This is a genomic window from Streptomyces odonnellii (genome assembly GCF_000981895.1).
GTDB classification, from domain to species: domain Bacteria; phylum Actinomycetota; class Actinomycetes; order Streptomycetales; family Streptomycetaceae; genus Streptomyces; species Streptomyces odonnellii.
In genome coordinates, this window is the sequence record NZ_LATD01000261.1 from 1 (window position 1) to 10,979 (window position 10,979).

Below are 10,979 nucleotides of genomic sequence, written 5' to 3' on the forward strand. Positions count from 1 at the left end.
CCCGACGACGACCCCGACCCCGACCCTCCTGATCCGGCCCCTGACGCCGACGAGCCCGTGCCCAGCCATCCGGCCAGCTTTCCGCCCTGGCCGACTGCCCGCAGGCGCCGTTCCGCCGCGTCGCGTACCGGATCCGTGGCCACCACCAGCAGTTCGTCACCCCGGCGCAGCACGGTCGAGGGCGACGGCACGAAGCTCTTGCCCTCCCGTACGACCAAGGTCACCGCGGACCCCGAGGGCAGCCGCAGTTCGCCGACCTCCACACCGTGCATCTTCGACCGCGGGGGGATGGCCACGGAGAGCAGATGGCCGCGCAGCCGTTCCAGCGGCGCCGACTCGATGCCCAGGTCGGCGGCCTCGGCGGGGTCGCCGAGCCGCAGCGCCTTGGCCAGCCAGGGCAGCGTCGGCCCCTGCACCAGCGTGTACACGACGACCAGGATGAAGACGATGTTGAAGATCCGCAGGCTGCCCTCGACCTGCGACACCATGGGGATGGTCGACAGGATGATGGGCACCGCGCCGCGCAGCCCTGCCCAGGACATCAGCGCCCGTTCCTGCCAGGGGATACGGAACGGCAGCAGGCTGACCACGACGGCCAGCGGCCGGGCCACCACCGTCAGGACAAGGCCGACGATCAGCGCGGGCAGGAAGTCGTCGCCCAGTTCGTGCGGGATCACCAGCAGCCCGAGCAGCACGAACATACCGATCTGCGCGATCCAGCCGAGCCCCTCCGCGAAGCCGCGGTTGGCCGGGGCGTGCGGCAGTTTGGAGTTCCCGAGGATCACCGAGGTGACATAGACGGCGAGGAAGCCGCTGCCGTGCGCCGTGGCACCGAGCGCGTACGCCGAGACCGCGATGGCCATCACCGCGATCGGGTAGAGCCCGGAGGCGGGCAGCGCCACATGCCGCAGTCCGTAGGCGCCCGCGAAGCCCACCGCGAGCCCGATGCACGCGCCGATGGCGAGTTCGAGCGCGATCACGCCGACGAGTACGTACCAGTGCTCGACCGGCCCCGATGCCGAGAGCGCGACCACGATGATCACCACAGGGGCGTCATTGAAACCCGACTCGGCCTCCAGCGCGCCGGTCACCCGGGACGGCAGCGGCACCTTGCGCAGCACGGAGAAGACCGCCGCCGCGTCCGTCGAGGAGACGACCGCGCCGATGATCAGCGCCTGCCGCCATTCCAGGCCGACCAGGTAGTACGCGGCGGCGGCGGTCACCCCGACGCTCACCCCGACCCCCACGGTCGACAGCGCGGCGGCGGCGGGCAGCGCCGGCCGCACCTCTTTCCACTTGGTGCCGAGACCGCCCTCGGCGAGGATCACGACGAGGGCCGCATAGCCGATGACCTGGGTCAGTCCGGCGTTGTCGAAGTCGACATGGAAGAGCCCGTCCTTCCCTATGACCACCCCGATCCCGAGGTAGAGCAGCAGGCTGGGGAGGCCGCTCCGGGAGGAGACCCGTACGGCTGCGACCGCGATCAGCAGCACGAGTGAGCTGACGAGCAGGAGTTCATTGAGCTGGTGGACAGTCAGCGGCCGATCCTTCCCCTCGCGCACGCCGGATCGTTCCTCCGGCGGCCGGTACTTCGTTACCTTACCTAATCTTTAACGTTTTCTTGACGCCTTCGATTGTCAGTGCGAGTTTCAGGCGGGCTCGGATGTGATTTGCGTCGCGCTCGCCCCCGGAAGCAGGTGTCAACTCGGCACGAATCCCGCTTGTATCCTTCTGTGATCGTTCGATGAGTCGCACTACATGACACCGCGTCGGGGCCGGGGAACGCCTGCGCCTATGGTTGCTCCAGCATTCCAGGACCACCCTGCCCCTCGAAGGACAGCGATGCCCGCCAACACAGCCCCCCCTTCCGTCAAAAAGAAGGGGCGACGCGCCCGTCTGATCGTGATCGTCCTGGTGCTGGCGCTTGTCGCGGGTGTCGGCTACGGCTCGTACTGGGGCGTCAGCACCGTCCGCGCCTCGTTCCCCCAGACGACCGGATCGATCCAGCTCAAGGGCCTCTCAGGACCCGTGGACGTCCGGCGTGACAGCTACGGCGTCCCGCAGATCTACGCCAACAGCGACGCCGACCTGTTCCGCGCCCAGGGCTTCGTCCAGGCACAGGACCGCTTCTGGGAGATGGACGTCCGCCGCCATATGACCGCCGGGCGGCTCTCCGAGATGTTCGGCGCGGGCCAGGTCAAGACCGATGCCTTCCTGCGCACCCTCGACTGGCGCGGGGTGGCCCAGCGCGAGTACGACGACGTGCTGTCGGAGGAGACCAAGAAGAATCTCCAGGCGTACGCGGACGGCGTCAACGCCTATCTCGAAGGCCGCGACGGCAAGGACATCTCGGTCGAATACGCGGCGCTCGACTTCGTCAACGACTACAAGCCCGCGAAGTGGACCCCCGTCGACTCGGTGGCCTGGCTCAAGGCGATGGCCTGGGACCTGCGCGGCAACATGCAGGACGAGATAGACCGGTCGCTGCTGACGAGCCGGCTGAGCGAGAAGCAGATCGACGAGCTGTACCCGCCGTACCCGTACGACCGGAACAAGACCGTCGTCAGCGAGGGCGGGATCGACCCGGTCACCGAGAAGTACGACCCCGAGGCCGAGCCCAGCAGCACGGCCCCCGGTGACCAGAGCACCGACGGCACAGGCACAGGGACAGGCACGGACACCGGTACGGATACCGGCACCGGCTCCGGCGCGGGTACCGGAATCGGCACCACCGACCCCGCCTCCGGCACCGTCGTCAACAGCGCGGCCACCGGCAGCCCGGCGGACAGCGCCACCGGCACCACCGCCTCCGAAGCCACCGAGAACTTCGGCTCACAGCTCCAGTCCCTCTCCGGCACCCTCGACGAGATCCCCGCCCTCCTCGGCCCCAGCGGCGACGGCATCGGCTCCAACTCCTGGGTCGTCTCCGGCCGCTACACCACCACCGGGAAGCCGCTCCTCGCCAACGACCCGCACCTCGCCCCGCAGCTCCCCTCCCTCTGGTACCAGATGGGCCTGCACTGCCGCAGCGTCTCGGAGACCTGCCAGTACGACGTCGCGGGCTACACCTTCTCCGGCGTCCCCGGCGTCATAATCGGCCACAACCAGGACATCGCCTGGGGCTTCACCAACCTCGGTGCCGATGTGACCGACCTCTACCTGGAGAAGGTCGACGGCGACTCGTACCAGTACGGCGACAGCGAGAAGCCCTTCAAGATCCGCGAGGAGACCATCAAGGTCGCGGGCGGCAAGAGCAAGACGATCACCGTACGGTCCACCGACCGCGGCCCGGTGGTCTCCGACCGCGACACCGAGCTGGCGAAGGTCGGCGAGAAGGCCCCGGTCGGCGATGTCGCCCCCGACCGCGGCGAGGGCTACGCGGTCTCGCTCCAGTGGACCGCGCTCCAGCCGGGCAAGTCCATGGACGCGGTCTTCGAGCTGAACAAGGCCAAGGACTTCGCCGGGTTCCGCAAGGCCGCCGAGCACTTCGAGGTCCCCTCGCAGAACCTCATCTACGCCGACACCAAGAACCACATCGGCTACCAGGCGCCCGGCCGCATCCCGATCCGCGCCGAGGGCGACGGCCGGATGCCGGCTCCCGGCTGGGACCCGAAGTACCAGTGGAAGGGGTACATCCCCTTCGAGCAGTTGCCGTACGAGTACGACCCCAAGCGCGGCTACATCGTCACCGCCAACCAGGCCGTCGTCGACGCCAAGAAGTACCCGTATCAGTTCACCGAGGACTGGGGCTACGGCGCCCGCAGCCAGCGGATCAACGATCTCATCGAGTCGAAGATCAAGGACGGCGGGAAGATCTCGACCGACGACATGCAGACCATGCAGATGGACAACAGCAGCCAGATCGCCAAGCTGCTGACGCCGATCCTGCTGAAGATCAATGTCAAGGACCCGTCCGTACGCGAGGCGCAGAAGCTCCTCGAAGGCTGGGACTACACCCAGGAACCCGACTCGGGCGCGGCCGCCTACTTCAACGCAGTCTGGCGCAATGTCCTCAAGCTGGCCTTCGGCAACAAGCTGCCCAAGGAGCTTCGGGTCAAGGGCCAGTGCCTCAACGTCCGCCCCGCCAACGACTCGGCCCCGCTGGACGACCTCGACCAGGTGGTACGGGAGTGCGGCCAGCGCGACCCGGCGTCGGCGCAGCCGGACGGCGGCGACCGCTGGTACGAGGTGGTACGGCGCATCCTCGACGACGAGGACAACGCCTGGTGGAGCGTCCCGGCCAGCCGCAAGCTGCCTGCCACCAAGACCCGCGACAAGCTGCTCGAACGCGCCATGGGCGACGCCCGCTGGGAGCTGACCGCCAAGCTCGGCAAGGACACGTCGAGCTGGACCTGGGGCCGGCTGCACCAGCTCACGCTGGACAACCAGACCCTCGGCACCAGCGGCCCCGGCTTCCTCAAGCGGATACTCAACCGTGGTCCGTGGAACCTCGGCGGCGGCGAGGCGGCGGTCAACGCGGCGGGCTGGAACGCGGCGGGCGGCTACGAGGTCGTCTGGGTTCCGTCGATGCGGATGGTCGTCAATGTCGGTGACTGGGACAAGTCCCGCTGGATCAATCTGACGGGCGCCTCGGGCCACGCGTACAGCGCGCACTACACCGACCAGACGAGCAAGTGGGCCAAGGGCGAGCTGCTCGACTGGCCCTACGGCGTCAACGCCGTGGAGCAGTCCACCGCCGACACCCTCACGCTGACGCCCTAGGGTCTTTCGTTCGGGTCTGGCTGGGTCAGGGAGCGCCCGCCGCGGGAGCGGCTGATGTCGGCGTTGGTGCCGTGTATCGCAAGGCGGAGGAGGGAGCCCACGCGGAGGGGGTACCTCCCACGCCCTCAAGGCTGTGGGGGAGTGGGCGACCACGACAACGCCGCGAGACGCGGCCCGACGCGACGGCGGCTGATGTCACTGCGGGCCCGCGAGCTCAGCAAGATCCAAACGAGAGGCCCTAGATGAGCGCGACCCCGGGTGCCGGGCGGTGTCAGCTCCTGTGCCGGCACCGCCCGTCCGGCACACGCGTGTCCCCGGTGCCGAAGCGCAGCACGCCCCCGGGCGTCACCACCGCCCGTACGGGACGGTCGTGCGGCTCCGCCGGCACCCGCGCGACGACCTCGCCGTCGTACAGCAGGACGGCCAGGGCCGGTGCCGCCCCCGCCTGCTCCAGCCGGCCGAGCACCCGGTCGTACGAGCCGCCGCCGCGTCCCAGCCGCATACCGCGCCCGTCCACCGCCAGGCCCGGCAGCAGCACCACCTCCGCCTCCAGGACGGCGCCGGGGCCGAGCCGTGTACCGTCCGGTTCCAGCAGCCCGCGACCGGCCCGTACCAGCCGGTCCGCGCCCTCGTACGGCGCCCAGTCGAGGTCGTTGTCGGCCATCAGCACCGGCAGCAGGACCCGTACGCCCCGCGCGCGCAGCGCGTCCAGCAGCGCGCGGGTGCCGGGTTCGCGCCCCACCGAGACATACGCGGCGACCGTACCGGCCCGGGCCAGCTCCGGCAGCTCCAGCGCGCGCCGCGCGAGAACCGCCGCGGCGCGCCGGGCGTCCTCATCCGACAGCAGGCGCCGCGCGGCGAGCAGTTCGCTGCGCAGGGCCGCCTTTCCGGGCATCTCATCACCCACCAGACATCACAAACCTCTCGTATGCGTTTGTATGAGGCGAAAGTTAACCGGAGCATCATCTTCCGCCCATACGCAACAGATACTGTGTTCGGCATGACTCAGTCGCCCTCCCGGATCAGCAAGGCTGTCATCCCCGCCGCCGGCCTCGGCACCCGGTTCCTGCCCGCCACCAAGGCAACTCCCAAGGAGATGCTGCCGGTCGTCGACAAGCCCGCGATCCAGTACGTGGTCGAGGAAGCCGTGGCAGCCGGTCTCTCCGACGTGCTCATGGTCACCGGCCGCAACAAGCGGCCTCTTGAGGACCACTTCGACCGGAATTACGAGCTGGAGGAAGCGCTCACCCGCAAGGGAGACACCGAACGCCTCGCGAAGGTCCAGGAGTCCAGCGACCTCGCCACCATGCACTATGTGCGCCAGGGCGACCCCAGGGGCCTCGGCCACGCCGTCCTCTGCGCGGCGCCGCACGTCGGTGACCAGCCCTTCGCGGTCCTCCTCGGCGACGACCTGATCGACCCGCGCGACCCGCTGCTGTCCCGGATGGTCGAGGTCCAGGAGCGTGAGGGCGGCAGCGTCGTCGCGCTGATGGAGGTCGATCCGTCGCAGATCCACCTGTACGGCTGCGCGGCCGTCGAGCCCACGCGCGACGCCGACGTGGTCAAGGTGCACGACCTGGTCGAGAAGCCCGAAGCCGCCGACGCGCCGAGCAACTACGCCATCATCGGCCGCTACGTCCTCGACCCCGCCGTCTTCGGGATCCTGCGCGAGACCGGGCCCGGCCGGGGCGGCGAGATCCAGCTCACCGACGCGCTCCAGCAGCTCTCCGTCGACGAGAAGGTCGGCGGTCCGGTCCACGGCGTGGTCTTCAAGGGCCGCCGTTACGACACCGGCGACCGCGGCGACTATCTGCGTGCCATTGTCAGACTCGCGTGTGAACGTGAAGATCTGGGACCGGACTTCCGGACCTGGCTCCGCAGTTATGTCGCCGAGGAGATGTAGCACTTGAGCAGCACGGCACAACCGGTACCGGCCTTCGGGCACGAGCGTCTCTGGTCGGTGGACGACCATCTCGCGGACATCCTGGCCGCGGTCCATCCGCTCGACCCGATCGAGCTGCAACTGCCCGACGCGCAGGGCTGTGTGCTCGTGGAGGACATCACGGTACCGGTGGCGCTGCCGCCGTTCGACAACAGCTCCATGGACGGTTACGCGGTCCGCACGGCCGATGTCGCGGGGGCCACCGAGGAGTTCCCCGCCGTGCTGACCGTCGTCGGCGACGTCGCGGCGGGCAGCGGTTCCCTGCCCGAGGTCGGCCCCGGCGAGACGGCCCGGATCATGACCGGCGCCGCGCTGCCGCCCGGCGCCGAGGCGGTCGTCCCGGTGGAGTGGACCGACGGGGGTACGGGGGGCGGGGCGGCCCTCTCGATGCGCCCGGCCGGCGAGGCTCCCGGCGGCGCGAGCGGCGAGGTGCGGGTGTACCGCCCGATCGAGGCCGGCGGGCATGTGCGCTCCCGCGGCAGCGATGTCCGGGCCGGTGATCTGGCCCTGGAGGCGGGTACGGTCCTGGGCCCGCCGCAGATCGGGCTCCTGGCCGCCATCGGCCGCGGCTCGGTACGGGTCAGGCCCCGTCCGCGCGTGGTCGTGCTCTCGACCGGCAGCGAGCTGGTCCAGCCGGGCGAGGAGCTGGGCGAGGGCCAGATCTACGATTCGAACAGCTTCGCGCTGACCGCGGCGGCCCGGGACGCGGGCGCCATCGCGTACCGGGTGGGCGCCGTCACCGACGACGCCGACACGCTGCGCGCCACCATCGAGGACCAGCTCATCCGCGCCGACATGGTGGTCACCACGGGCGGCGTCAGCGTGGGCGCGTACGACGTCGTCAAGGAGGCCCTGTCCGCGGTGGGCGACGAGGACGAGGACGGCGCCGGAGTCGATTTCCGCAAGCTCGCGATGCAGCCGGGCAAGCCGCAGGGCTTCGGGGCGATCGGCCGCGAACACACCCCGCTGCTGGCCCTGCCGGGGAATCCGGTCTCGTCGTACGTCTCCTTCGAGCTGTTCGTACGGCCCGCGATCCGCAGGCTGATGGGCCTGGAGGACGTCCACCGCCCGACGGTCCGGGCCACGCTCTCCGCCGACAAGCCGCTGACCTCCCCGGCCGGCCGCCGTCAGTTCCTGCGCGGTACGTACGACACGGCGACGGGCTCCGTCACCCCCGTCGGCGGCGTCGGCTCGCATCTCGTCGCCGCCCTCGCCCATGCCAACGCGCTTATCGTGGTTCCCGAGGACTCCGTCCTGGCCGAGCCCGGGGCGGACGTCGACGTCGTCCTGATCGGGTGACGGTCAGGTGGTGGCGGTACCGTGTCTGCCCACAGAGGCCCTGACGGGCCCGGACCGGGAGCGCCACAGCGAATGACCGCGTTTTCCCGGGGGGAGACCCCCGGACCCTCTCAGCAGGGCAGCCTGACCCACATCGACGAGTCGGGAGCGGCCCGCATGGTCGATGTCTCGGCGAAGGAGATCACCGCGCGCACCGCCAGCGCCAGCGGCCGGGTGCTGGTGTCGCCGCAGGTCGTCGAGCTGCTCAGGGGCGGGGGAGTGCCCAAGGGGGACGCCCTCGCCACCGCCCGTATCGCCGGCATCATGGGCGCGAAACGGACCCCGGAGCTGATTCCGCTCTGCCATCCGCTCGCGGTCTCGGGAGTCACTGTCGACCTCGCGGTCGCGGACGACGCCGTGGAGATCCTGGCGACGGTGAAGACGACGGACCGTACGGGCGTCGAGATGGAGGCCCTGACCGCCGTCTCGGTCGCCGCGCTCACGGTCGTGGACATGGTGAAGGCGGTCGACAAGGGCGCGGTGATCACGGACGTACGGGTCGAGGAGAAGACGGGCGGCAAGTCCGGCCACTGGACCCGCCGGGCTTCCGCGTCGGATGGGAGTGCCTCATGAGCGGGCCCGCGAGTGACGGTACGGAAGCGGTGTCCGGTACGGGACCGGCGGCGTCCGGTACGGGATCGGTGTCCGGTACGGGACCGGCGGCGTCCGCACCGTACGGCTCGGGCCCGGTGCGGCCATTGCCGTACCGCGCTCTGGTCGTCACCGCCTCGAACCGCGCCGCCGCCGGTGTCTACAGCGACACGGGCGGCCCGATCCTGGCCGGCGGTCTCGCCGCGCTCGGCTTCACGGTCGACGGACCGAAGGTCGTCCCCGACGGCGAGCCGGTCGAGCGTGCCCTGCGCGACGGCGTGGCCGCCTCGTACGACGTCATCCTGACCACCGGCGGTACGGGCATCTCGCCCACGGACCGCACCCCGGAGGCGACCCGGCTCCTCCTGGACTACGAGATCCCGGGCATCGCCGAGGCGATCCGCGCCGAGGGCACCGCCAAGGTCCCCACCGCCGCGCTCTCCCGGGGCCTGGCCGGGGTCTCCGGGCGGACCCTGATCGTCAATCTGCCGGGCTCGTCCGGCGGTGTGCGCGACGGTCTCGCCGTGCTGGGGCGGCTGCTCGTACACGCCGTGGACCAGATCCACGGCGGCGATCACCCCCGTACCTCCGGATGAACCCGGCGTGGCCCGTGACCCTGGTGGACGGTGAGGTCACCCTCCGCCCCATAAGGCTGCGCGACCAGCGCGCCTGGCGTGAGGTGAACCGGCGCAACCGCGACTGGCTGCGCCCCTGGGAGGCCACGATCCCACCGCCGCCCCCGGGCGGCCCGGTCGCCCAGCGCCCCACCTACCGACAGATGGTCCGCCATCTGCGGGCCGAGGCCAACGCGGGCCGGATGCTGCCCTTCGTGGTGGAGTACCAGGGGCGGCTGGTGGGCCAGTTGACCGTCGCCGGGATCACCTGGGGCTCGATGTGTTCCGGGCATGTCGGCTACTGGGTGGACCGCGAGGTCGCGGGCCGCGGTGTGATGCCCACGGCGGTGGCGCTCGCCGTCGACCACTGTTTCCGGATGGTCGGACTGCACCGCGTCGAGATCTGCATTCGCCCGGAGAACGGGCCCAGCCGAAGAGTCGTCGAGAAACTCGGATTCCGCGAGGAAGGGCTGCGTCCGCGCTATCTCCATATCGACGGCGCATGGCGGGACCATCTCGTGTTCGTCCTGACAGCCGAGGAGGTGCCCGAGGGGCTGGTCCGCCGGTGGCGCCAGGCACGGCCAGGAACACCTAGAAAATAAGATAAGTGTTCGATATTGATCGGCATATGGCCATAAACTGATCTGAACAGTCACAAAAAAAGTCCGTGGTATCAGCCAGATCGTGCGACACACCGGCTCAATTGGCCGATGCCCTCGTGCGAACCCCTCTACGGTGTGAACCGTGAGCAGCAGCGGCCTCATCTACGCAGTCATCGTCGGGGCCTGGGCCGCCTACTTGGTGCCGATGTGGCTCCGCAGGCAGGACGAGCTCAATGAGGCACGTCCGACGGAGCGCTTCAGTACCGCCATCCGGCTGCTGTCCGGACGGGCGGCCATGGAGCGCCGTTACGCCAAGGAGCTTCAGGGACGCGCCGCCGAGGAGGCGGGGCCCGGCGGGGAGCCGGACGCCGGTACGGAGTCGATGAGCTCCGTGGACGTCCGGGCCTTCGCCGCGCCCCCGGCCCGTACGGAAGCGCGGATGGAGATCCGCGCGGACGTCCCGGCCCCGGGCAGACCGGCACCGTCGCGGTCCCGGCCCGGCCGGGGCCGGCAGACGGGCCCCGGCGGTACGGCCGGGGCCGCGCCCGAGGAGGTGCCGGCCCGGCGCGGGCGGCCTTCGGGGGGCGCGGCCGAACGCGCCCGGCGCGCGCAGCGCTCGCAGGTCCTGGCGCGCCGCCGGCGTACGACGATGGTCCTCTTCGTCGCCTTCACGCTCGGCACGGTCGTCGCGGCGGTCGGCGGCCTCGGCTTCCTCTGGGCGCCCGGAGTCCCCGCAGTCCTCCTCAGCGTGTACATCGTGCATCTGCGCGCCCAGGAGCGGCGCCGCTTCGCCTTCACGATGGACCGGCGCAAGGCCGAGGCGGCGGCGCAGCGGCTCCGTGAGAACCGCCCGCGCCGCCACCAGCCCTCGACGGCCGCCCCGGGCGAGCCCGACGAGGAGCCCGAACCCCGCCCCGAACCGGAACCGGCCCCCAAGGTCTCGCCCCAGGAGGCGGGCCGCCGCGCCCTGGTCGAGCAGACCGACCACGCGGAGTGGGTCGACCAGCAGCGCGAACGCGGCCCCGCGAGCGGCGAGAGCTGGGAGCCCGTACCGGTCCCGCTCCCCACGTACGTCACGGCCCCGGTCGCCCCGCGCGCCACCAGCGGCGTCGAGGTGGGCGACCCGGAAACCTGGAGCGCGGCCCGCTCCTCCACCGCCGAGCCCACCCC

Annotated in this window: 9 protein-coding genes; 7 read left to right on the forward strand and 2 right to left on the reverse strand. The window is 70.7% G+C overall.

Annotated features, from left to right (window positions below):
* Positions 1 to 1,562 (reverse strand): potassium/proton antiporter (locus WH07_RS23300; protein WP_106409662.1); only part of this gene is annotated, 1,562 nt, incomplete at its 3' end.
* A gap of 280 nt (positions 1,563 to 1,842) precedes the next feature.
* On the opposite strand from WH07_RS23300, the gene WH07_RS23305 reads away from it, so the two are divergent.
* On the forward strand, positions 1,843 to 4,722 hold the full coding sequence (locus WH07_RS23305; RefSeq protein ID WP_046503405.1) for a penicillin acylase family protein: 2,880 nt from the start codon (positions 1,843 to 1,845) through the stop codon (positions 4,720 to 4,722).
* A 271-nt stretch (positions 4,723 to 4,993) separates the two neighbouring features.
* On the opposite strand, the gene WH07_RS23310 is transcribed toward WH07_RS23305, so the two are convergent.
* Positions 4,994 to 5,617, reverse strand: coding sequence for a 5-formyltetrahydrofolate cyclo-ligase (locus WH07_RS23310; RefSeq protein ID WP_046503407.1), 624 nt, complete (start codon positions 5,615 to 5,617; stop codon positions 4,994 to 4,996).
* Between the two features lie 105 nt (positions 5,618 to 5,722).
* Between WH07_RS23310 and galU the strand changes: the two genes are divergently transcribed.
* The 6 genes from galU to sepX all read left to right on the forward strand — a co-directional run.
* A complete protein-coding gene (gene galU, locus WH07_RS23315) occupies positions 5,723 to 6,625 on the forward strand; it encodes a UTP--glucose-1-phosphate uridylyltransferase GalU (protein WP_046503422.1) in 903 nt (300 codons plus the stop codon).
* Positions 6,626 to 6,628: 3 nt separating this feature from the next.
* Positions 6,629 to 7,963 (forward strand): molybdotransferase-like divisome protein Glp, encoded by a 1,335-nt coding sequence (gene glp / locus WH07_RS23320; protein WP_046503408.1) that lies wholly within the window; start codon positions 6,629 to 6,631, stop codon positions 7,961 to 7,963.
* Between the two features lie 72 nt (positions 7,964 to 8,035).
* Positions 8,036 to 8,575 (forward strand): cyclic pyranopterin monophosphate synthase MoaC, encoded by a 540-nt coding sequence (gene moaC, locus WH07_RS23325; RefSeq protein WP_046503411.1) that lies wholly within the window; start codon positions 8,036 to 8,038, stop codon positions 8,573 to 8,575.
* Positions 8,572 to 9,189 carry a MogA/MoaB family molybdenum cofactor biosynthesis protein gene (locus tag WH07_RS23330; protein ID WP_079023481.1) on the forward strand — a complete coding sequence of 206 codons (618 nt, stop codon included), beginning with the start codon at positions 8,572 to 8,574 and terminating at the stop codon, positions 9,187 to 9,189. Before moaC ends, WH07_RS23330 begins: the two co-directional genes overlap by 4 nt.
* Positions 9,190 to 9,203: 14 nt before the next feature.
* Positions 9,204 to 9,809 carry a GNAT family N-acetyltransferase gene (locus tag WH07_RS23335; protein ID WP_046503414.1) on the forward strand — a complete coding sequence of 202 codons (606 nt, stop codon included), beginning with the start codon at positions 9,204 to 9,206 and terminating at the stop codon, positions 9,807 to 9,809.
* A gap of 142 nt (positions 9,810 to 9,951) precedes the next feature.
* On the forward strand, positions 9,952 to 10,979 hold a 1,028-nt coding region (sepX, locus tag WH07_RS23340; protein WP_046503417.1), incomplete at its 3' end, for a divisome protein SepX/GlpR.